16 protein-coding genes and 3 tRNA genes are annotated in these 21,611 nt (G+C 71.7%); 9 read left to right on the top strand and 10 right to left on the bottom strand.

Annotated elements, in window-relative coordinates; translation table 11 throughout:
- Nucleotides 1-3 precede the first annotated feature (3 nt).
- Nucleotides 4-4,071 (top strand): ATP-dependent RNA helicase HrpA, encoded by a 4,068-nt coding sequence (gene hrpA, locus ABT092_RS18920; protein WP_351245232.1) that lies wholly within the window; start codon nt 4-6, stop codon nt 4,069-4,071.
- 149 nt (nt 4,072-4,220) lie between these two features.
- A tRNA-Asp gene (locus ABT092_RS18925) sits at nt 4,221-4,295 on the top strand.
- Nucleotides 4,296-5,247: 952 nt separating this feature from the next.
- Here the strand turns inward: ABT092_RS18925 and bldC are convergent.
- Both bldC and ABT092_RS18935 read right to left on the bottom strand, forming a co-directional pair.
- Nucleotides 5,248-5,454 (bottom strand): developmental transcriptional regulator BldC, encoded by a 207-nt coding sequence (gene bldC / locus ABT092_RS18930; RefSeq protein ID WP_003949541.1) that lies wholly within the window; start codon nt 5,452-5,454, stop codon nt 5,248-5,250.
- Nucleotides 5,455-6,534: 1,080 nt separating this feature from the next.
- A complete protein-coding gene (locus ABT092_RS18935) occupies nt 6,535-7,413 on the bottom strand; it encodes a DUF8083 family protein (RefSeq protein WP_351245234.1) in 879 nt (292 codons plus the stop codon).
- Nucleotides 7,414-7,610: 197 nt separating this feature from the next.
- On the opposite strand from ABT092_RS18935, the gene ABT092_RS18940 reads away from it, so the two are divergent.
- Entirely contained in the window at nt 7,611-8,699 is a 1,089-nt protein-coding gene (locus ABT092_RS18940; protein ID WP_351245236.1) for a Leu/Phe/Val dehydrogenase, read from the top strand.
- Nucleotides 8,700-9,062: 363 nt separating this feature from the next.
- Complete coding sequence (locus tag ABT092_RS18945) at nt 9,063-9,326, top strand: DUF3073 domain-containing protein (protein ID WP_351245238.1); 264 nt, start codon at nt 9,063-9,065, stop codon at nt 9,324-9,326.
- Between the two features lie 297 nt (nt 9,327-9,623).
- Here ABT092_RS18945 and purM read toward each other — a convergent pair whose 3' ends face one another.
- The 8 genes from purM to purS all read right to left on the bottom strand — a co-directional run bounded on the left by purM (nt 9,624) and on the right by purS (nt 18,485).
- Nucleotides 9,624-10,718: a phosphoribosylformylglycinamidine cyclo-ligase gene (gene purM, locus ABT092_RS18950; RefSeq protein WP_351245240.1), complete on the bottom strand. Its 1,095-nt coding sequence runs from the start codon at nt 10,716-10,718 to the stop codon at nt 9,624-9,626.
- 37 nt (nt 10,719-10,755) lie between these two features.
- Nucleotides 10,756-12,282: an amidophosphoribosyltransferase gene (purF, locus tag ABT092_RS18955; protein WP_351245242.1), complete on the bottom strand. Its 1,527-nt coding sequence runs from the start codon at nt 12,280-12,282 to the stop codon at nt 10,756-10,758.
- 278 nt (nt 12,283-12,560) lie between these two features.
- Nucleotides 12,561-13,346: a maleylpyruvate isomerase family mycothiol-dependent enzyme gene (locus ABT092_RS18960; RefSeq protein WP_351245244.1), complete on the bottom strand. Its 786-nt coding sequence runs from the start codon at nt 13,344-13,346 to the stop codon at nt 12,561-12,563.
- Nucleotides 13,347-13,603: 257 nt separating this feature from the next.
- Nucleotides 13,604-14,476: a M23 family metallopeptidase gene (locus ABT092_RS18965; protein WP_502968461.1), complete on the bottom strand. Its 873-nt coding sequence runs from the start codon at nt 14,474-14,476 to the stop codon at nt 13,604-13,606.
- Nucleotides 14,477-14,589: 113 nt separating this feature from the next.
- On the bottom strand, nt 14,590-15,144 hold the full coding sequence (locus ABT092_RS18970) for an ArsR/SmtB family transcription factor (RefSeq protein WP_351245248.1): 555 nt from the start codon (nt 15,142-15,144) through the stop codon (nt 14,590-14,592).
- Nucleotides 15,145-15,280: 136 nt separating this feature from the next.
- Complete coding sequence (gene purL, locus ABT092_RS18975) at nt 15,281-17,530, bottom strand: phosphoribosylformylglycinamidine synthase subunit PurL (protein WP_351245250.1); 2,250 nt, start codon at nt 17,528-17,530, stop codon at nt 15,281-15,283.
- The gene (gene purQ, locus ABT092_RS18980; protein WP_351245252.1) at nt 17,527-18,219 is read right to left on the bottom strand and encodes a phosphoribosylformylglycinamidine synthase subunit PurQ; all 693 of its coding nucleotides are present in this window, start codon (nt 18,217-18,219) and stop codon (nt 17,527-17,529) included. Before purQ ends, purL begins: the two co-directional genes overlap by 4 nt.
- Entirely contained in the window at nt 18,216-18,485 is a 270-nt protein-coding gene (gene purS, locus ABT092_RS18985; RefSeq protein WP_351245254.1) for a phosphoribosylformylglycinamidine synthase subunit PurS, read from the bottom strand. Before purS ends, purQ begins: the two co-directional genes overlap by 4 nt.
- A gap of 337 nt (nt 18,486-18,822) precedes the next feature.
- Here purS and ABT092_RS18990 point away from each other — a divergent pair, with 337 nt between their 5' ends.
- The 5 genes from ABT092_RS18990 (at nt 18,823) to ABT092_RS19010 (ending at nt 21,576) form a co-directional block, all read left to right on the top strand.
- Nucleotides 18,823-19,152, top strand: coding sequence for a histone-like nucleoid-structuring protein Lsr2 (locus ABT092_RS18990; protein WP_351245256.1), 330 nt, complete (start codon nt 18,823-18,825; stop codon nt 19,150-19,152).
- Nucleotides 19,153-19,316: 164 nt separating this feature from the next.
- Nucleotides 19,317-19,388: transfer RNA gene (locus ABT092_RS18995), tRNA-Gly, on the top strand.
- 79 nt (nt 19,389-19,467) lie between these two features.
- Nucleotides 19,468-19,543, top strand: a tRNA-Gly gene (locus ABT092_RS19000).
- 138 nt (nt 19,544-19,681) lie between these two features.
- A complete protein-coding gene (locus tag ABT092_RS19005; RefSeq protein WP_351245258.1) occupies nt 19,682-20,758 on the top strand; it encodes an ABC transporter ATP-binding protein in 1,077 nt (358 codons plus the stop codon).
- Nucleotides 20,755-21,576 carry an ABC transporter permease gene (locus ABT092_RS19010; protein WP_502968460.1) on the top strand — a complete coding sequence of 274 codons (822 nt, stop codon included), beginning with the start codon at nt 20,755-20,757 and terminating at the stop codon, nt 21,574-21,576. The genes ABT092_RS19005 and ABT092_RS19010 overlap by 4 nt, the downstream gene beginning before the upstream one ends.
- The last annotated feature ends 35 nt before the right edge of the window (nt 21,577-21,611 follow it).

Genomic DNA, 21,611 nt, shown 5'->3' on the forward strand with positions numbered 1-21,611 from the left:
CGTATGTCTACGCAGCCCGCTCCCGCCCCCGGCTCCCGGGGCGACCGCCGTCCGCGCGGCGCCCGGCGCGACCGCCGTGTCCTCGCTGATCCCGGCGATCCCGGCGCCGCCACCGCGCCCGACGACCTCGGCCGCCGACTCGCCGAACTCGCCCCGAAGGACGCCCTCCGGCTGGGCCGGCGGCTCGACGGCACCCGCCGCATCCGGGGGCCCGAGGCCCGCGCGGCGGTCCTCGCCGAGATCGCCGCCGAGGCGGAGGCGGCCGAGGCCCGCATCGCGGCCCGGGCGGCCCGCGTCCCGGCGATCGACTATCCCGAAGAACTGCCGGTCAGCCAGAAGAAGGACGAGATCCTGGCGGCCGTCCGCGACCACCAGGTGGTGATCGTCGCCGGCGAGACCGGCTCCGGCAAGACCACCCAGATCCCCAAGATCTGTCTGGAGCTCGGCCGGGGCGTGCGGGGCATGATCGGCCACACCCAGCCCCGGCGGATCGCGGCCCGCACCGTCGCCGAACGCGTCGCGGAGGAACTGCGCACCCCGCTCGGCGAGGCGGTGGGCTGGAAGGTCCGCTTCACCGACCAGGTGGGCCAGGACACCTTCGTGAAGCTGATGACGGACGGCATCCTCCTCGCGGAGGTCCAGACCGACCGCGAACTGCGCGCCTACGACACGATCATCATCGACGAGGCCCACGAACGGTCCCTCAACATCGACTTCCTGCTGGGCTACCTCGCCCAGCTGCTGCCCCGCCGCCCCGACCTCAAGGTCATCATCACCTCGGCGACCATCGACCCCGAGCGCTTCTCCCGCCACTTCGGCGACGCTCCGATCGTGGAGGTCAGCGGACGCACCTACCCGGTGGAGGTGCGCTACCGCCCGTTGCTGGAGGACGCCGCGCAGCACGGCGAGGAGGCCGCCGACCGCGACCAGATCACCGCCATCTGCGAGGCGGTCACCGAACTCCAGGGCGAGGCGCCCGGCGACGTCCTGGTGTTCCTCTCCGGGGAACGGGAGATCCGGGACACCGCCGACGCGCTGAACAAGATGTTCACCCGCGCGGGCAGCGCGGTCCGCCGCTCCACCGAGGTGCTGCCGCTGTACGCCCGGCTGTCGCACGCCGAACAGCACCGGGTGTTCCAACCCCACTCCGGCCGCCGGGTGGTGCTCGCCACCAACGTGGCCGAGACCTCGTTGACCGTCCCCGGCATCAAGTACGTCATCGACCCGGGCACCGCCCGCATCTCCCGCTACAGCCACCGCACCAAGGTGCAGCGGCTGCCGATCGAGCCCGTCAGCCAGGCCAGCGCCAACCAGCGCAAGGGCCGCTGCGGACGCACCTCGGACGGCATCTGCATCCGGCTCTACTCGGAGGACGACTTCCTCGCCCGGCCCGAGTTCACCGACGCCGAGATCCTGCGCACCAACCTCGCCTCCGTCATCCTCCAGATGACCGCGGCCGGCCTCGGCGAGATCGAGAAGTTCCCGTTCATCGACCCGCCGGACCACCGCAACATCCGCGACGGCGTGCACCTGCTCACCGAACTCGGCGCCCTGGACCCGACGCAGAAGGACCAGCGCAAGCGGCTCACCCCGCTCGGCCGGAAGCTGGCGCAGCTCCCGGTGGACCCGCGGCTGGCCCGGATGGTCGTCGAGGCCGAACGCAACGGCTGCGTCCGCGAGGTCATGGTCATCGCCGCCGCGCTGTCCATCCAGGACCCCCGCGAGCGCCCCGTCGAGAAGCAGACCCAGGCCGACCAGCAGCACGCCCGGTTCAAGGACGAGACCAGCGACTTCCTCGCCCTGCTGAACCTGTGGCGGTACGTGCGGGAGCAGCAGAAGGAACGCGGCTCGTCCGCGTTCCGCCGCATGTGCAAGCAGGAGTACCTCAACTTCCTGCGCATCCGCGAGTGGCAGGACATCTACGCCCAACTGCGTTCGGTGACCAAGTCGATGGGCGTCGTCCTCAACGACACCGACGCCTCCGACCAGGCCGTGCACACCTCCCTGCTCGCCGGACTGCTCTCGCACGTGGGCCTCAAGGACCCGGAGAAGAACGAGTACCTCGGGGCCCGCGGCGCCAAGTTCGCGGTCTTCCCCGGATCGGCGCTGTTCAAGAAGCAGCCCAAGGTCCTGATGTCCGCCGAGCTGGTGGAGACCTCCCGGCTGTGGGCCCGGGTCAACGCGAAGATCGAGCCCGAGTGGATCGAGCCGCTCGCCGAGCACCTGGTCAAGCGCACCCACAGCGAACCGCACTGGGAGAAGGACCTGGCCGCGGTGATGGCCTACGAGCGGGTCACCCTCTACGGGGTGCCGATCGTCGCGCACCGCAAGGTCAACTACGGGCGGATCGACCCGGAGGCGTCCCGCGACCTGTTCATCCGGCACGCCCTGGTCGAGGGCGACTGGCGCACCCACCACAAGTTCTTCGCGGACAACCGCAAGCTGCTCACCGAGGTCGAGGAGCTGGAGCACCGGGCCCGCCGCCGGGACATCCTGGTCGACGACGAGACCCTGTTCGACTTCTACGACCAGCGGGTGCCCGCCCACGTGGTGTCCGGGGCGCACTTCGACTCCTGGTGGAAGCACAAGCGCCACGAGGAGCCCGAGCTCCTCGACTTCGAGCGGGAGATGCTGATCCGGGAGTCGGCGGAGGCGGTCACCAAGGCCGACTACCCGGACACCTGGACGCAGGGACAGCTCCGGCTGCGGGTCACCTACCAGTTCGAGCCCGGCGCGGACGCCGACGGCGTCACCGTCCACGTGCCGCTCCAGGTCCTCAACCAGGTCACGGCCGAGGGCTTCGACTGGCAGATCCCCGGCCTGCGCGAGCAGGTGGTGACCGAGCTGATCCGCTCGCTGCCCAAGCCGATCCGCCGCCACTACGTGCCCGCCCCGGACGTCGCCCAGCGCTTCCTGCGTCGCGCACGGCCCCTCCAGGAACCGCTGACGGTGACGCTCGCCCGCGAGTTGCACGCGATGGTGCGGGTCCCCCTCACGCCCGAGGACTTCGACTGGGCGAGGGTCCCCGACCACCTGCGGATCACCTTCCGGATCGTCGACGAGCGCCGTCGCAAGGTCTCCGCCGACGCCGAGGACAAGGACCTGGAGGCGCTGCGCCAGCGGCTGCGGCCCCGGGCCCGCCAGGCGCTCTCCCGGGCCGCGGCGGCGACCGCGGAGCGCTCCGGGCAGGCCGCCGTGGAACGCTCCGGCCTCACCGACTGGACCATCGGCTCCCTCGACCGGGTCTTCGAGACCCGACGCGCGGGCCAGCCGGTGAAGGCGTACCCGGCGCTCGTCGACGAGGCCGACGGCACGGTGTCGGTGCGGCTCTTCGACTCCGAGGCGGAGCAGGCGGAGGCGATGTGGCGGGGCGTCCGCCGGCTGATCGTCCGCAACATCCCGGTGAATCCGGCCAAGTTCGCCCTCGACAAGCTGGGCAACGCCGGCAAGCTGGCGCTCTCCGCCAATCCGCACGGATCGGTGCAGGCGCTCTTCGAGGACTGCGCCACCGCCGCCGCCGACCGGCTCATCGCCGACGCCGGCGGGCCGGTGTGGGACGAGGAGTCCTACCGGAAGCTGTACGACCGGGTGCGCGCCGACATCGTCGACCTGACGGTGCGGACGGTGGGCCAGGTGCGTCAGGTGCTCGCCGCCTGGCAGGCCGCCGAGCGGCGACTGCGGGCGACCACCAGCCCCGCCCTGCTGGCGAACGTCGCGGACGTCCGGGGGCAGCTCGACGCCCTGGTGAAGCCCGGTTTCGTCACCGAGGTGGGCATCGGGCGGCTGGCACACCTGATGCGCTACCTGGTGGCCGTCGACCGCCGCCTCCAGCAGATGCCGGCCAACGCCCAGCGGGACACCACCCGGATGGCCAAGGTGCACGAGATGCGGGACGAGTACGGGTGGCTGCTGGAGCAGTTGCCCCGGGGCCGTCCGGTGCCGCAGCAGGTGCGGGAGATCCGGTGGATGATCGAGGAGCTGCGGGTCAGCTACTTCGCGCACTCCCTGGGTACCGCCTATCCGGTTTCGGACAAACGGATCGTGAAGGCGATCGACGCCGCGGTGCCCTGACCCGGGGGCGGTCCGCCGCGGCGGCGCCCGGGCGGCGTCGCCGGCGGCCGGTAGCGGACCGTGCGCACGGAGTGAGTTCGACCGCACGGCCAGCCCTGCTGTACAGTCCTGTCTCGCAGCGCAACGCGGAGCGGAGCGCCGCAGCACCTGGTCCTGTGGAGCAGTTTGGAGTGCTCGCCACCCTGTCAAGGTGGAGGCCGCGGGTTCAAATCCCGTCAGGACCGCATCGAGGCCCGCATCCTTCGAGGATGCGGGCCTTTCTCTTGCCCCTCGCCGCGTTCCGGGCCCGTTCGCCGGGCCCGACGCCTACCGGACCACCGGGGCGCGCGGGGCCACGGCCCGAAATCTCACCCGAAGGCGTGACGGTCGTCGCCGTGCGGACCTCGGGAAGGGGCCCGACCGCCCCACGATGAGCGGATCGTCCGACCGTCCGCCGCCCATCCGCCGTACGCCTTACCGCAGTTGCCACTGGGGCAACAAGCCGCCGTCGGTGTGATGGGAGTCACCGTAAGAGTTTGGGGAACCCACGGCCCCACCCCCACCCACCAAGGGGTCAATTTAATATGTGCAATTGCACCAAGCTTCAAGAGGGTTCACCAAGCCCCCCGCAGCACCGCACAGAAGCTCCATCGAAGCCCGTTCGGACCCACCGCCCCGGCAGCGCCGCCGAGCCGGCCGGAGCGCCCCGCTCCGCCCTCCCCCGACCGTTCCCGCCGCCGCCCGCGGACCCGCCCGACGGGCGGGGGCGCCCGCAGGAGTGGTCCGGACCACTGGCAGGCCCCGCGGGGCCGCCCGCGCCCCCGGACGCACCCCGACCGCCCCGGCCCGCCACGGGGGACGAGGAGGACGGACACGCGCCCGCGGGACGGGCCCCTCCGGCCGCCCGGGCCACGGGGCCTGAGGGGCCGTCAGGACGGCCCCGGGGGACATCGAGGGGCACAGCGGGCGGGCGGACACTCCGACCGCCACGGAATCCGCACAACGGGAGCCGGTGGGTCCGCACAAAAAAATCGCGCTGGACCCGGCGGAGTCCAGCGCGATCGACGTCACGGTCACGACGGGGATCACCCGTCCCGACACGGTCCTGTTGGGGCAGGACCAACGTCAGTGGAGCTGTGTTTCAGGGCGTGCGCACCGAGTGGGGGACCCGGTGAATCGGCCCGGTCGTACGGTCGTTCAGGCTTCGCTGCGCTGCTGCGGAATACCCGCGAGCAGTGCGCGAACCTCGGCTTCGCGATAGCGGCGATGCCCGCCGAGCGTGCGGATCGACGTGAGCTTGCCAGCCTTGGCCCAGCGCGTGACCGTCTTCGGGTCGACGCGGAACATCGTGGCGACCTCAGCCGGGGTCAGCAGCGGCTCGGCATCAGGGGTGCGAGCTGTCATGAGCGGCCTCCTCGGGAGAACCGAACCTTCTCGGTTCTTTCCTCTAAATTCTGCACCTTGACACGCGTTGCCCGAAATGGCGGACGCGGGTCGAGTCGGTTATAGGACGAACGGCTTGTCCTCGGCACTACAACTACACCATCTGTCCAGCCGCGTCGGCCAAACCGATGGAATTGCCCTCCCAGGTGTTCATCACCGACGGATGCCGATGGACCACCTCATAACGGACAGTCACACCCCCGTGACGATCCGTCACACAGCGAGCAGAGGCCAGCAGACCCCCCTATAGCGTGCAATGCAGAGCATTCCGCCCAGAGTCGGATGGAAGGAGCCCTCCCCGGACTCCTTGTCCTATTTTGGCACGAGGACGGGCGATGGGCGCAAGGCCCGGGTTAGTGCGGTCCGTCACGCTTGACGCAAAAGACCGGATCGGGACCTACGTCCTACGTCCCGAGTCCTCCGTCCGCCCGCCCCGGAATCCGACCCGGCACCGGCGGACCGTTCCCGGTCCGTCCTCGACCCCCGTCGACCTGCGACGACGAAATCCGTCGCCGACCCGGCCCGGACGCGCCCACCGGCGCGCCCACCCCCCGAACAGGCCCCCACCCTGCCAGGAAACAGCATGTCAGGACAGTACGACCGGTCACCGGCCACTTCGGGCACACACGACCGAATTCGTGACCCCCTCGCCGGCCCCGCCGACCCCCTCCAACGGACCGACCGCCCCGTACGCCCGCGGCGCCCGCCGGCCCCGTGCACCGGAAGCCGCACCGCCGGCGGGACCCGGTCCGCGAGGGACGACGAGCGGGGCGACACGAGGAAGCAGAGGAGATCAGAAGGGCCCGGGAGGGCTGCCGGGGAGGGGGGACCGAAGCGGGCGGGGCGTCGGGAACGGGAAGGAACCGGAGGACGGGGACGACACCGGGCCTCCGGTCCGCAAGGCCGCCCGGGCGGACGAAACGGCGGCGGAGGCCAGGGCGAAGCACCCCCGAGAACCGACCACCGCACCACCAAGAATCTGGCGCGAAATCGACGGACAATTGTGCGGCTGAGCCGGAACCGCGCCCCGCACCCGCCCGGTCAACTCGCGAACTGCCGGTCCCGCACCTTCCGCCACCGCTCGGCCAACCGCCCGTACGCCTCCCCGGCGACCACGCCGTCCCCTCGCCCCAGCGCCTCCAACCCCTCGGCCACGTCCGCCGCCGAACGATCGGCGGCCAACTCCTCGGCGGGCACGGTGTGCACCAGACCTCCGTAGTCCAGCTCCACCCAGGACCGCGGATGAAACTCTTCCAGCCAACGACCCACCTCCGTCAGCCCGTCGATGAACGGCCCCTCCCCCCAGGCCGTCCGCAGGGTCTTCAAGCCGCGCGCCACCCGACGCCGCGCCTCCACCATCGGCGTCCGGTACCGCACCAGCGACGCCGGCGGCGCCTCCGCACCCGCCGCCCCCTCCGGCCGCGCCCCGGGCGGCCGGTGCTCCCGCTCCTCGTCCGCCACCAGCACGAACCACACCAGCGGCACCTGCCAGGTCGCCGAGCGGATCCACGGCCGGGCATCGGGATTCGCCGCCCGCCAGCGCTCGTAGTCGTCGGCGTTCTCCCTGCGGACCACCGGCGGCACCACCGCGTCCAGCACCGCCGGGGGCAACCGCCCGCCCGACTCCAGTTCGTCGAGCGCCTGCCACCCCCGCAACCGGGTCCGCCACGGGCACACGCACACCACCCCGTCGACCTCGACCACGAACGCGTCCCGGCTCTCGTGCACCGGCACCGCCACCGGCGGCGTGGAGACCAGGTCCGTCAGCGAACGACGCAGCTCGTCCTGGTAGGAAGGCCGGTCACCGCGGCGCGCGTACCGCTCCCAGTGACCGCGCTCCGGCTGCGGGAAGGCGGCGAGCGGCTCGTACACCCGCAAGTAGGACGCGTACGGCACGATCACCGAGGACACCTTGGGCACCCCTGCTCCCTCCCCCGTCCACCGGCGCGGCAACCCCGTCCGGGACCGCGCACCCGGTCGGTCACCGTACTCCGGGCGGGGGGTCCGTCCCGGGCGGGCCCCACCCGGCGCCGTCCAGGCCCTACCCTCGTCACCACCGGGCCCACCACCCGAACGGCCCGTTCCCAACCGCCGCTACGCACCCGGGAGTCACCACCGTGACCGAAGCATCCGACGGCGTCCTGCACACCCTGTTCCACACCGATCAGGGGGGCCACGAACAAGTGGTCCTCTGCCAGGACCGCGCCACCGGCCTCAGGGCCGTGATCGCCCTGCACTCCACCGCCCTGGGCCCCGCGCTCGGCGGCACCCGCTTCCACGCCTACGCCACCGAGGCCGAAGCCGTCGCCGACGCACTGAACCTCGCCCGCGGGATGTCGTACAAGAACGCCCTCGCCGGACTCGACCACGGCGGCGGCAAGGCCGTCATCATCGGCGACCCCGACCGGATCAAGACCGAGGCGCTGCTCCTCGCCTACGGCAGGTTCGTGGCCTCCCTCGGCGGCCGGTACGTGACCGCCTGCGACGTGGGCACCTACGTCGCCGACATGGACGTGGTGGCCCGCGAGTGCCGCTGGACCACCGGCCGTTCGCCCGAGAACGGCGGGGCCGGCGACTCCTCGGTGCTCACCGCGTACGGCGTCTTCCAGGGCATGCGGGCCAGCGCCCGGCACCTGTGGGGCGAGCCCACGCTGCGCGGACGGACCGTGGGCGTCGCCGGCGTCGGCAAGGTGGGCCACCACCTGGTGAACCACCTACTGGACGACGGCGCCGAGGTCGTGGTGACCGACGTGCGCGAGGAGTCGGTGCGCCGGGTGACGCGGTTGCACCCGCAGGTCCGGGTGGTCGCCGACACCGACGCCCTGATCCGGGTCGACGGGCTCGACGTGTACGCGCCGTGCGCGCTCGGCGGCGCCCTCGACGACGACACCGTGCCCGCGCTCACCGCCCGGGTGGTGTGCGGTGCCGCCAACAACCAACTCGCCCACCCCGGGGTCGAGAAGGACCTCGCTGACCGCGGCGTCCTGTACGCACCCGACTACGTGGTGAACGCCGGCGGCGTGATCCAGGTCGCCGACGAACTGCACGGCTTCGACTTCGCGCGGGCCCGGGCGAAGGCGTCGAAGATCTACGACACCACGCTCGACATATTCGCACGTGCGAAGAGCGATGGGGTTCCGCCGGCGGTCGCCGCCGACCGGATCGCCGAACAGCGGATGGCCGACGCCCGCTCCGCGGCCCGCTGAGGCACCGCTCCGCGACCGCCCGGGCCGACCCGGCTCCCGGGCGTGTCGCGGACGGGCCCCTGCCGGTTCGCGGCGCCCTCGGTGACGGCGGAAAACCGTCGGTGACGGCTGAGACATGAGACTCACCCGATGTCGGCGGGTCGTGCGCCAAGAAGAGGTTAAAATCGCGGTTGACCAGCGAGGACGGGGCGCCTCGCGGGTTCTGCGCAGCCGCGCGTCCTACGGGCGACGTACCGTATGGCCGCGGGAGCAGGTACCGTGGAAGCCCTACGGACCGGTCTCTCCACGGAGAGCCCGTTCCCGATCATGAACGCGTGTCAAGACTCTGGGGCCGTCGAGCCCCGTCACCGAGGGGGTCGAGCCATGGGGCGCGGCCGGGCCAAGGCCAAGCAGACGAAGGTCGCCCGCCAGCTGAAGTACAACAGCGGCGGCGGGACGGACCTGTCACGTCTGGCCAACGAGCTGGGCGCATCGACTTCGAGCCAGCCGCCGAACGGCGAGCCGATCGAGGACGACGAGGACAACGACCCGTACGCACGGTACGCGGATCTCTACAACGTCGATGACGACGAGGACGAGGACGACGAGCCCGGATCCCCGTCGCATGCGCACCGTCGCGGTGCTTGACGCGAAGACCGCTCACGTCCTCCGCATCCAGTAGCAGTCCACAACCATCGGCGCCGCCGCCGACCGGAACGTCCGCCCGAGCGGACGCCTCGATCGGGGCATCGTCGAACAGCCGCACCTTTCCCGGTCCGGGCCCGTAGTGCCGGACCGGGTTTCGTGCTGCCCCCGTGCCCACCCGGCAGGCCGCGGCCGACCGGGCCCCGGCCCTCGCCGGAGCCCCTGCCGTCGCCGCCGCCATGAGGGCCTGGGGGTACGGAAACATCATCGGGAAGGTGGGCCGGCGTCCGGTCCGGACCCCTACCGGGCGTAGTCGCCGACCAGGGCAGCGCCCGTGGTGTGCGCCCCGCGCTCGGTGATCTCGCCGCACTGCCAGGCGTCGACCCCTCGGTCGGCGAGCAGCGTCAACGCCACCTCCACCGACTCGGCGGGCACCACGGCCATCATGCCGACGCCCATGTTCAGGGTCTTCTCCAGCTCCAGGCGCTCCACCCGGCCCGCCGTGCCCACCAGGTCGAAGATCGCCCCCGGCGCCCAGGTGGCGCGGTCCACGACGGCGTGCAGGCCGTCCGGGACCACCCGTGCCAGGTTCGCGGCGAGCCCGCCGCCGGTGATGTGGCTGAAGGCGTGCACCTCGGCGGCCCGGGTGAGCGCCAGGCAGTCCAGCGAGTAGATCCGGGTCGGCACCAGCAGTTCCTCGCCCAGCGTCCGGCCCAGCTCGTCCACCTGCTGTTCCAGGGCCAGGCCGGCCCGGTCGAAGAGGACGTGCCGCACCAGCGAGTAGCCGTTGGAGTGCAGGCCCGAGGAGGCCATCGCCAGCACGGCGTCACCCTCGCGGATGCGGTCCGGGCCCAACAGCCGGTCGGCCTCCACCACGCCCGTGCCGGCACCGGCCACGTCGAAGTCGTCGGGCCCCAGCAGCCCCGGGTGCTCGGCGGTCTCCCCGCCGACCAGGGCGCAACCGGCCAGGACGCAGCCCTCGGCGATGCCCTTGACGATCGCCGCGACCCGCTCCGGGTGGACCTTGCCCACGCAGATGTAGTCGGTCATGAACAGCGGCTCGGCACCGCACACCGCGATGTCGTCCATCACCATCGCCACCAGGTCGTGCCCGATGGTGTCGTACACGCCCAGCCGGCGGGCGATGTCGACCTTGGTGCCGACGCCGTCCGTCGCCGAAGCCAGCAGCGGACGCTCGTAGCGCTTGAGGGCGGACGCGTCGAAGAGCCCGGCGAAGCCGCCGAGACCGCCGACGACCTCGGGGCGCTGCGTCTTGCGCACCCACTCCTTCATCAGCTCGACCGCGCGGTCGCCCGCCTCGATGTCGACGCCCGCGCTCGCGTAGCTCGCGCCGGAGCCGGAAGCGGGGGTGCTCACAGGGGATTCACCAGACATGCGTGCGGAGCCTTCGTGTGTGTTCTACGGGGGATCATCACGGACGGCGGAGCGCGTCGACCGCGGCGGTGGCCGCGGGACCGGCGGCCAGCTCGGTCTCCAGCAGCTGCTTGCCGAGCAGCTCCGGGTCGGGCAGCTCCATCGGGTACTCGCCGTCGAAGCAGGCCCGGCACAGGTCGGGCTTGTCGATGGTGGTGGCCTCGATCATGCCGTCCAGGGAGATGTACGCGAGCGAGTCGGCGCTGAGGGACTTGCCGATCTCCTCGACGCTCATGCCGTTGGCGATCAGCTCGGCGCGGGTGGCGAAGTCGATGCCGAAGAAGCACGGCCACTTCACCGGCGGGGAGGAGATCCGGATGTGCACCTCGGCGGCGCCCGCCTCGCGCAGCATCCGCACCAGGGCGCGCTGGGTGTTGCCGCGCACGATCGAGTCGTCGACGACGACCAACCGCTTGCCCTTGATGACTTCCTTCAACGGGTTCAGCTTCAGACGGATGCCGAGCTGGCGGATCGTCTGCGAGGGCTGGATGAACGTCCGACCCACGTACGCGTTCTTCACCAGTCCGGCGCCGAACGGGATGCCCGAGGCCTCGGCGTAGCCGATCGCGGCCGGGGTGCCGGACTCCGGGGTCGCTATGACCAGATCGGCCTCGACCGGCGCCTCCGCGGCGAGCCGGCGGCCCATCTCCACCCGGGAGAGGTAGACGTTGCGCCCGGCGATGTCCGTGTCCGGACGGGCCAGGTACACGTACTCGAAGACGCAACCCTTGGGCTTCGCTTTCGCGAATCGAGAGGTGCGGATGCCGTTCTCGTCGACGGCGACCAGCTCACCCGGCTCGATCTCCCGGACGTACGTCGCACCGCAGATGTCCAGGGCGGCGGACTCGGAGGCCACCACCCAACCCCGCTCCAGACGTCCCAGCACCAGCGGCCGGATGCCCTGCGGGTCACGGGCCGCGTACAGGGTGTGCTCGTCCATGAAGACCAGCGAGAACGCGCCCTTCACCGAGGGCAGCACCTTGGCGGCGGACTCCTCGATGGTCAGCGGCTTGCCGTCGTCGTCGACCTGGCCCGCCAGCAGCGCGGTGACCAGGTCGGTGTCGTTGGTCGCGGCCACCTGGGTGGCGCGCCCCTCCTGCTTGGGCATCGCGGCGACCATCTCGGCGAGCTGGGCCGTGTTCACCAGGTTGCCGTTGTGGCCGAGGGCCAGGGAGCCCCGCGGGGTCGCGCGGAACGTGGGCTGCGCGTTCTCCCACACCGAGGCCCCGGTGGTCGAGTAGCGGGCGTGTCCCACGGCGATGTGGCCCTGGAGGGAGCCGAGGGAGGTCTCGTCGAAGACCTGGGAGACCAGGCCCATGTCCTTGAAGACGAGGATCTGGGAGCCGTTGCTGACCGCGATACCCGCGGATTCCTGGCCCCGATGCTGGAGGGCGTAGAGCCCGAAGTACGTGAGCTTTGCGACCTCTTCACCCGGAGCCCAGACACCGAAGACGCCACATGCGTCTTGCGGGCCCTTCTCCCCGGGGAGCAGATCGTGATTGAGTCGACCGTCACCACGTGGCACGGCACCGAGTGTAGGCGAGATCGACCACTGGTCCGAATTGAGGACGGGTTCCGTAAGGGGAATCACTTACCGGCCGGTTCGGTGACGGCCCGGTCCGCGCCCTCCGGCACCCCGCTACCCCCCGCGCTCCCTGCACCGGGTGGCGTTCCGTGGCGGCTCCTGGCTCTCCGTGACCCGTGACCCGCGGCGGGCGGGCCGCTGCTCCGCCCGGTCGTCTTCAGCCCCGGCGTCCTCGGCCCGGCGTGCTCGGCAGCCCCGGCGTCCTCGGCCCGTCCGCGTCAGCCCATCAGCGGCAGCACCTCCGCGAGGTCCGCGCGCTCGCCGCTCGCCGACACCCTGGCCGCCCGGACCTCCGTCGCCCAGTCCGCGCGCCCCGTGGCGAGCCGGACCCAGGTCAGCGCATCGGTTTCGACGACGTTCGGCGGGGTTCCCCGGGTGTGCCTCGGGCCGGCCACGCACTGGACCACCGCGTACGGCGGGATCCGGACCTCCACCGACCCGCCCGGGGCCTTCACGGCCAGGCTGTCCGCGAGGAACCGGGTCACGATCGCCAGCGCCTTGGGGTCGATCGGCACGTCCAGGCCGGCGCTGTTGAGGTCGTCGGTGTGCACCACCAACTCCACGACCCGGGTGACCAGGAAGTCCGCGAAGCTCATCGCCCCCGGCAGCAACGGGACGAGACGCTCGTCGGACACCGTGGCCAGCACTTCCTCGACCCGGTCGGCCCGGGCGAACAGCACGTCCGGGTCCGTCTCCGCCGACGCGGTGTGCGCTGCCTCGTCGACCGCTCCGGCCCCGGCGAACGTGGCCGCCGCGTAGGCGTCCAGCGGGAGTTCCAGCCGGGTGGGCTCGGGAAGCTCCAGGGCCCGGGTGACCACCCCCACGGCGATCGACAGATGGGCGACGAGCTCCCGCACCGTCCAGTCCCCGAGTCGGGTCGGAGCGGCCGACTGCTCCGGGGTGAGCTGCGCCACCGCCTCCCGCACGTGTCGGTACTGGGCGAGCACGGCGGCCCGGGTCCTCGCCGGATCGAAGGTGCGGACGCGCTTGCTACGGGGAGGCATGGGGCGACCTTAATCCAGGTGGGGTGGGGGCGTTGAGTGGTTTTCCCTGCTGGGGGGTCCCCTCCCCCTCCCCCTCCCCTCCCGCCCCCTCGGTGTTGCCCCGGCTGGCGGCGCGATGTCCCGAGCACCGTGCACACGGCCTCGTGGACTCGGCGGGCCGCGGCCGGCGGCTCCCTCGCGCGCTCCCGCGCATGGCACTGGGTGCCACGTTCCGTCGTGCTCCGGCGCCGGTGCCCGGGTGCCGGTGCGGGGTCGCGTCAGCCCGGGGTGACCTCCTCGCTCCTCGCTTCGACGGTGAAGGTCTCGCCGTTCGCCGGTAGGCCCACTCCGTGCCAGCGGAACGGCACGCCCCGAGCCTCGTCCAGGTCGGGCGCGTCCATCAGCTGGAAGTGGAGGTGCGGTTCGGTGGAGTTGCCGGAGTTGCCGGTGGCGGCGACGGGTTGCCCGAGGTGGACGCGGTCGCCGACGCGCACCCGGAGCGAGCCCCGGCGGAGATGGCAGTACAGGGCGTAGGTGCCGTCCCCCAGGTCGAGGACGAGGTGGTTGCCGGTGACCCGGGTGGGCCCCCACAGGGCACGGGCCGGGGCTTCGACCACCATCAGGTACGCCAGCATGGGTAGCGAGCTGCGGCTCAGGTGGTCCCGTTGGGTGTCCTGAGCGCGGACCACGGTGGCGTCGGCGACCGCGAACAGCGGTGCCCCGTGGGCGGGGTAGGCGTCGGGGCGACGTATCAGTGGCCAGAACCAGGCGAACGGAGGGCGCCGGGGGGCGGCACGGTCGGCAGGGGCGTCGGAGGCAGCGGGAGGGGCGGGGTCGGTGGGGTCGGGGGTGGCTGCCGGCTCGGCCACGATGTCGATGGCGTAGGTCTGGCCGTAGCTGTGGGTGCCGTGGCTGGGGACCTTGTCCGCGGGGCTGTTGACCGCGGTCCAGCGGCCGGTGACGGGTGGGGCCACGTCGACCGGTTCGTCGGCGGGTCGGGTCGTTCTCCTCCGGGACGGGCCGGTCAGCCGGGCGAGGAACAGGACGATCAGGGCGGTCAGCCCGAGGAAGGGCCAGAGCAGCGGAAACGGGGGCTCGTTCAGTCGGTCGACGACGAAGCTGGCGGCGATCAGGGCCAGGAGGAGGAGCAGGACGGTTCGGTAGGTGCGGTTGAGGACCTTGTGGAGGGTGCGGGTCGCGGGTCTGCGGGAGGAGGGGGCGGGGGTCTTCTTCCCGAGGGGTGCGGTTCGTTGGGGGTCGGTGGTCACGGGGAGCCCGCCAGGGTGACGGCGACCAGGAGGGGCACCACGCGGGTGGCGGGCACCTCGTAGCGTCCGCGGCCGGTGGTGTGGAGCCAGCCGGCGCCGGCGAGTTGGCGGAGGTGGTGGTAGATCTGGCCGGTGGTGCCGAGTCCTTCCAACTCGCTGAGTTCGGCGGCGGTGCTGCTGCCGGAGAGGACTTCCCGCAGGAGTCTCAGGCGTACCGGGTGGCCGAGGGCGGCGAAGACCTCGGCGCGGGGGGACCAGTCGGCTTCGACGAGGCGTTCGGTCAGTTCGCCGTACTGCCATTCGTAGCGGGCTCCGGTGGGCAGTGCGACCGTCCCGGTGAACAGGACGCCTCCGTCCGCCGCTTCGGGGCCGGCGTCGGCGAGTTGTTCCCGGAAGCCGTCGAGGGCCCACAGGTCGGCGCGGGGCTCGGCTCGGGCGGGGTCTCCGGGCGGGGTCGGGGGGGCGGGGGGCGTCGAGGTGCTCGGGGGGTCCGCGCCCTCCAGGGCGGTGAGTCTGCGTTCGAGGGCGGTGAGGCGCTGTTCCAGGTCCATGGGGCTAGATTACGTAGTTACGTAATGACGTTCAATCCCTCGTACGGGTGGCGTGGGCGGGGGGAGGCACGGGCACGACGGAGCCCCCCGCCCGGCGGTTGCCGGGGCGGGGGGCTCGACGGAGCGTGCCGGACCCTCAGGCGAGCAGGGCCGGGATCGTCCCCTCGTGGGCGGTCCGCAACTCGGCGAGGGGGAGGGCGAACTCGCCCTGCACCTCGACCGCGTCGCCGTCGACGACGCCGATGCGGGCGGCCGGCAGACCGCGGGCCCCGCACATGTCGGTGAAGCGGACCTCCTCCGAGCGGGGCACCGCGACGACGGCGCGTCCCGTGGACTCGGAGAAGAGGAAGGTGAAGGCGTCCAGGCCGTCCGGGACGACCAGCCGGGCGCCGTGCCCGCCGCGCAGGCAGGACTCGGTGACCGCCTGGACGAGACCGCCGTCCGAGAGGTCGTGCGCGGCGTCGATCATGCCGTCGCGGGAGGCCGAGATCAGGATGTCGGCGAGCAGCCGCTCCCGCTCCAGGTCGACCGCCGGGGGCAGACCGCCGAGGTGGTCGTGGACGACCTGGGCCCAGGCCGAACCGCCGAACTCCTCGCGGGTGTCGCCGAGGAGGTACAGCAGCTGCCCCTCTTCGGCGAAGCCGACCGGGGTGCGGCGGTTCACGTCGTCGATGACGCCGAGCACCGCGACGACCGGGGTCGGGTGGATCGCGGTGTCGCCCGTCTGGTTGTAGAGGGAGACGTTGCCGCCGGTGACCGGGGTGCCGAGCACCTGGCAGGCGTCGGCGAGGCCGCGGGTGGCCTCCGCGAACTGCCACATCACCGCGGGGTCCTCGGGGGAGCCGAAGTTGAGGCAGTTGGAGACGGCGAGCGGCTTGGCCCCGCTCGTCGCCACGTTGCGGTACGCCTCCGCGAGGGCGAGCTGGGCGCCGGCATAGGGGTCGAGCTTGGCGTAGCGGCCGTTGCCGTCGGTGGCGACCGCGACCCCGAGGTCGGTGTCCTCGTCGATGCGGATCATGCCGGAGTCCTCGGGCTGCGCGAGGACGGTGTTGCCCTGCACGAACCGGTCGTACTGGTCGGTGATCCACGCCTTGGACGCCTGGTTGGGCGAGGCGACGAGGCGCAGGACCTGGTCCTTCAGCTCGTCGCCGCCGGCCGGGCGGGGCAGCGCGTTCGCGTCGTCCGCCTGGAGGGCGTCCTGCCAGCCGGGGCGGGCGAAGGGGCGCTCGTAGACGGGGCCCTCGTGGGCGACGGTGCGCGGCGGGACGTCGACGATCTGCTCGCCGTGCCAGAAGATCTCCAGCCGGTCGCCCTCGGTCACCTCACCGATGACGGTGGCGATGACGTCCCACTTCTCGCAGATCTCCAGGAAGCGGTCGACCTTGGCGGGTTCCACGATGGCGCACATGCGCTCCTGCGACTCGCTCATGAGGATCTCCTCGGGCGAGAGGGTCGCGTCGCGCAGCGGCACGGTCTCCAGGTCGACGCGCATGCCGCCGGAGCCGGCGCTGGCCAGCTCGCTGGTGGCGCAGGACAGGCCGGCGCCGCCGAGGTCCTGGATGCCGTCGACCAGCTTCTCCGCGAAGATCTCCAGGGTGCACTCGATGAGCAGCTTCTCCTGGAAGGGGTCGCCGACCTGGACGGCCGGGCGCTTCGCCGGGCCGGTCGACTCGAAGGTCTCGGAGGCGAGCACGGAGACGCCGCCGATGCCGTCGCCGCCGGTGCGGGCCCCGTAGAGGATGACCTTGTTGCCGGTGCCGGACGCCTTGGCGAGGTGGATGTCCTCGTGCTTCATCACGCCCACGCAGAGGGCGTTGACCAGCGGGTTGCCCTGGTAGCAGGAGTCGAAGACGACCTCGCCGCCGATGTTGGGCAGGCCCAGGCAGTTGCCGTAGCCGCCGACGCCGGCGACCACGCCGGGCAGCACCCGCTTGGTGTCGGGGTGGTCGGCGGCGCCGAACCGCAGCGGGTCCATGACGGCGACCGGGCGGGCGCCCATGGCGAGGATGTCGCGGACGATGCCGCCGACGCCGGTGGCCGCGCCCTGGTAGGGCTCGATGTACGAGGGGTGGTTGTGCGACTCGACCTTGAAGGTCACCGCGTACCCCTGGCCGACGTCGACGACGCCGGCGTTCTCGCCGATGCCGACGAGGAGGGCGTCGTTCTCGGGGGCCTTCTCGCTGAACTGGCGCAGGTGGACCTTGCTGCTCTTGTAGGAGCAGTGCTCGGACCACATGACGGAGTACATGGCGAGTTCGGCGCCGGTCGGGCGGCGGCCCAGGATCTCGCGGATGCGGTCGTACTCGTCGCGCTTGAGGCCGAGCTCCTGCCAGGGCTGCTCCGCCTCGGGCGTGCCGGCCGCGTGCTTGACCGTGTCGAGCGTCATGCCACGGCTCCCTTCCGCACGAGGTTGTTCAGGATCGAGGTGAAGAAGCCGAGTCCGTCGGTGCGGCCGGTGCCGATCAGGCCCTCGACGGCGTGCTCGGGGTGCGGCATCAGGCCGACGACGTTGCCCTCGGCGTTGGTGACGCCCGCGATGTCGCGGAGCGAGCCGTTGGGGTTGACGTCCAGGTAGCGGAAGGCCACCCGGCCCTCGGCCTCCAGCTCGTCGAGGGTGCGCTCGTCGGCGACGTAGCGGCCGTCGATGTTCTTGAGCGGGACGGAGATCTCCTGGCCGGCGGCGTAGTCGGCGGTCCAGGCGGTGGCGGTGGTCTCGACCCGCAGCTTCTGGTCGCGGCAGATGAAGTGCAGGTGGTTGTTCCGCAGCATCGCGCCGGGCAGCAGGTGGGTTTCGGTCAGCACCTGGAATCCGTTGCAGATTCCCAGGACCGGCATTCCCGACTTGGCTTCCGCGATGATCGTCTCCATCACGGGCGAGAAGCGGGAGATGGCTCCGGCGCGGAGATAGTCGCCGTACGAGAATCCACCCGGGAGGACGACGGCGTCGACCTGCTTCAGGTCCTTGTCGCGGTGCCACAGCGGGACGGCCTCGGCGCCGGCGACCCGGATCGCGCGCTGGGTGTCACGGTCGTCCAGGGTGCCCGGGAAAGTGACGACGCCGATACGTGCGGTCACTTGGCTCCGGCCTTTCCGGCGGTCTCGTCCACACGGACGACGAAGTCCTCGATCACGGTGTTGGCCAGGAACGTCTCGGCCATCTCGTGAATGCGGGCGAGGGCGGCTTCGTCCACCGGCCCCTCGACCTCAAGTTCGAAACGCTTTCCCTGACGTACGTCGGCGATACCGTCGAAACCCAGGCGAGGCAGCGCGCGCTGCACGGCCTGCCCCTGGGGGTCGAGGATCTCCGGCTTGAGCATGACGTCGACTACGACGCGTGCCACTGGCACTCCCGGTGTGTGGTGCTGAGCAGGTCACTTCAGACTACCCGCACAAAATTTCTACCCGCGTAGATTCGTAGGTACCTACGTGACGGCCCTCACCTACCACGGACACCGCCCGGATCGCCCGGGCAACCTCCACAAAAACTCCTGGAAAATCCCTAGGTCGGCAATAGGACCGACACGTGCCGGACACGCGCAACACAATAATGGGTCTTCCCCATTCAATGCTCGGCCCTGTACAAAGGAAATGGCAATCCCGATACTTTGCCTCAAGCAGCCGGACAGACGGCATCACCGCACCTCAACGCGGTGGGGCCGCACGAAGGGACCGATATTCGTGGCGCAGCGAGTCGTAGTCACTCTCCATGACGACATCGACGGCGGGGAAGCGGCGGAAACGATCGTCTTCGGGCTGGACGGGAAGTCGTACGAGATCGATCTCAATCCGGCCAATGCGAGGAAACTGAGGAAGGCGTTGGCCCCGTACGTGCACGCCGGCCGCAAGGCCCGGGCGGGCGGCCAGCCGGCCCCCAAGGCGTACCGGCACACGGCGTTGACGCCCGATCCCGCCGCGGTGCGGGCCTGGGCCCGCTCCCACCAGGTGGAGGTGCCGCCCCGGGGGCGCATCCCCAAGCGGGTGTACGAGGCGTTCGACGCGGCCAACTAGGTCGGGCTCGGGTCTGTCCGTCGGGGAACCGGCGGGCGGGCCGACGGTCCGTCAGGCCGCGGGGCGAGGGGGTGGCGGCCGTCGACTTGCGCAGCACCCCCCGTGATCCGTTAGAGTTTGGTCACGCCAACGGGGCCGGGAGGAAATCCCAGCTCAGAGGCCGTGCGGGTGTAGTTCAGTAGTAGAACATCCCCCTTCCAGGGGGAAGGCGCAGTGTGCGATCCCTGTCACCCGCTCTGCATCGCTTACCGACCACATGAGTGGATCAGGTAGGGTGGTGCTCGCGCCGATCGGTGGAAGCCGTTCGGATACCCTGCGGACGTAGCTCAGTTGGTAGAGCGCAACCTTGCCAAGGTTGAGGTCGCGAGTTCGAGCCTCGTCGTCCGCTCCATGTGAGAAGCACTTCCAGAAGACCCCGGTCGTCGACCGGGGTCTTCTGCTTTTCCGGACCGGCCGTCTGACATTTGTCATGAGCAGTGGTGACACCCCGCACCGTCGACCGGCACGGACCAGAGGAGAAAATCGGGGCATGACAACCGAAGCGACCGAAGAGCGCGTGATCGACGTCACCGATCTGCGTCGCGTCTACGGGGGCGGTCCCTCCGGACGCGACGAGGCCGGCGCGGGCGGCGGCACGCCCGCCGCCGCCCGCCGGGGCGCCCGCGGCGGACAGCCGCAGAAGACCTTCGAGGCCGTGCGGGGCGTGACCTTCTCCGTGGCGCGGGGCGAACTCTTCGCCCTGCTCGGCACGAACGGCGCCGGCAAGACCTCCACCCTGGAACTGCTGGAGGGCCTCGCCCTCCCCGCCTCCGGGCGGGTGCGGGTCCTGGGCCACGACCCGTACGCCGAACGCTCCCGCATCCGCCCGCGGATCGGCGTCATGCTCCAGGAGGGCGGCTTCCCCTCCGAGCTGACGGTGCGGGAGACCGTGCGGATGTGGGCGGGGTGCACCAGCGGCGCCCGGCCCGAGGACGAGGCCCTGGACATCGTCGGGCTGCTGGGGCGGTCCGCGGTCCGGGTGAAGCAGCTCTCCGGCGGCGAGCGCCGCCGCCTCGACCTGGCCCTCGCCCTGCTCGGCCGGCCCGAGGTGCTGTTCCTCGACGAGCCGACCACCGGACTGGACGCCGAGGGCCGCCGGGACACCTGGGAGCTGGTGCGCGAACTGCGCGACCACGGCACCACCGTGCTGCTCACCACCCACTACCTGGAGGAGGCCGAGGACCTCGCCGACCGCCTCGCGATCCTGCACCACGGCCGCATCGCCGCCGAGGGACGCGTCGCGGACGTGGTCGCCGCCCAGCCCTCGCTGATCTCGTTCCGGCTCCCCGAGGGGTACCACGTCGGCGACCTGCCGCCGCTGGCCCGGCTCGGGGTGATCGACCACGAGGTCAGCGGCGGGACGGTGCGACTGCGCACCCGGGAACTCCAGCGGGCCGCCACCGCGCTGCTGGTCTGGGCCGAGCAGGAGCGACTGACCCTCAAGGCCCTGGACATCCGGTCCGCCTCCCTGGAAGAAGCGTTCCTGCGGATCGCCCGGGAAGCCGAGGAGCACCCCGGCGACAGCGACCACCGGGCCGACCACCAGGCGAAGGAGCAGGTGCTGTGAACACCGCCACCCCCCGACCCCCCCGCACCGCGCCCCGCGACGGCGCCGTCACCACCACCACCGCGGCGGGCCGGATGACCTCGCTGGCCCGGGCGGAACTGACCCTGCTGGTGCGGAGCAAGGGCACCCTGTTCGCGGCGGTGATCATCCCGTTCATCCTGCCGCTCAGCGTGCACTCCGCGACCAAGACCATGGACCTCGAATCCGCCGGGCTCTCCGTGGGCACGTTCCTGCTGCCCTCCGCGATCGGCATGGCCCTGGTCTTCGCCGTCTACATGGCGCTCACCGCGATCTACGTCGCCCGCCGGGAGGAACTCGTCCTCAAGCGGCTGCGGGTCGGCGAACTGCGGGACCTGGAGATCCTCGGCGGCTCGGCGCTGCCCGCGGTGACCATCGCGCTCCTCCAGACCGTCCTGCTCACGGTCGGCTTCTACGCCCTGCTCGACGTCGAGGCGCCCGGGGCCCCGCACCTGGCCGTGCTCGGGCTGCTGCTCGGCATCGTGCTCTGCGCGGCGGCCGGCGCCGTCACCGCGGCGTTCAGCCAGAGCGTGGAGAGCGCCCAGGTCACGGTGATGCCGATGATGATGGTCTCCCTGCTCGGCTCGGGCATCACCTTCCCGCTGGAACTGCTGCCCGACAACCTCGCCCGGATCGGCGAACTGCTGCCGCTCAGCGGCCCGATCACCCTGCTCCGCGGCGGCATGACCGGCGACCTGTCCGGCGGCGAGACCCTGACCGCGCTGGTCACCGCGGGCGTCTGGACCGCGCTCTCGCTGTACGGGGTGCGCCGGTGGTTCCGCTGGGAGCCGCGGCGCTGAACCGCGCGGGCGGGCCCCGGACCGTACCGGCCGGG

Source organism: Streptomyces sp. NPDC002490 (genome assembly GCF_040296045.1).
GTDB lineage: Bacteria > Actinomycetota > Actinomycetes > Streptomycetales > Streptomycetaceae > Streptomyces.

Excerpts from the sequence above, each read along its gene's own strand:
- ABT092_RS19005 (WP_351245258.1), top strand. The coding sequence starts at position 19,682 with ATGACAACCGAAGCGACCGAAGAGCGCGTGATCGACGTCACCGATCTG.
- hrpA (WP_351245232.1), top strand. The coding sequence starts at position 4 with ATGTCTACGCAGCCCGCTCCCGCCCCCGGCTCCCGGGGCGACCGCCGT.
- ABT092_RS18960 (WP_351245244.1), bottom strand. The coding sequence starts at position 13,346 with ATGCCTCCCCGTAGCAAGCGCGTCCGCACCTTCGATCCGGCGAGGACC.
- bldC (WP_003949541.1), bottom strand. The coding sequence starts at position 5,454 with ATGACAGCTCGCACCCCTGATGCCGAGCCGCTGCTGACCCCGGCTGAG.
- purM (WP_351245240.1), bottom strand. The coding sequence starts at position 10,718 with ATGTCTGGTGAATCCCCTGTGAGCACCCCCGCTTCCGGCTCCGGCGCG.
- purL (WP_351245250.1), bottom strand. The coding sequence starts at position 17,530 with ATGACGCTCGACACGGTCAAGCACGCGGCCGGCACGCCCGAGGCGGAG.
- ABT092_RS18970 (WP_351245248.1), bottom strand. The coding sequence starts at position 15,144 with ATGGACCTGGAACAGCGCCTCACCGCCCTCGAACGCAGACTCACCGCC.
- ABT092_RS18945 (WP_351245238.1), top strand. The coding sequence starts at position 9,063 with ATGGGGCGCGGCCGGGCCAAGGCCAAGCAGACGAAGGTCGCCCGCCAG.